The organism is Nocardia sp. CC227C (assembly GCF_030767025.1).
Classification (GTDB): Bacteria; Actinomycetota; Actinomycetes; order Mycobacteriales; family Mycobacteriaceae; genus Nocardia.
Genome location: NZ_JASITE010000051.1, coordinates 1 through 326 on the forward strand (window position 1 = coordinate 1; position 326 = coordinate 326).

Consider the following 326-nt stretch of genomic DNA (forward strand, 5'->3'; position numbering starts at 1 on the left):
CGCCGAGGCGGCGGCCGCGCAGGCCACCAGCCTGCGGATGGTCTTCGCGTCCGGTGAGGCGCTCGCGCCCAAGCCCGCGCACCGTTTGCGCGAGCTGACCGGTGCGGAGTTGCACAACCTGTACGGCCCCACCGAGGCCGCGGTCGACGTCACCTACCACCGGGTCACCGCCGCCGACACCGAGACGGTGGCCATCGGCCGCCCGGTGTTCAACACTCGGGTGTACGTGTTGGATTCGCGGTTGCGGCCGGTTCCGGTGGGTGTTGCGGGTGAGTTGTATCTGGCGGGTGATCAGCTCGCGACCGCGTATGTGGCGCGTGCTGATT

General features: G+C 69.9%; 1 protein-coding gene. It reads left to right on the top strand.

The features are described 5' to 3' along the window. Nucleotides 1–326: AMP-binding protein (locus QMO76_RS35220; protein WP_306365706.1), on the top strand; the 326-nt coding region annotated here is incomplete at both ends.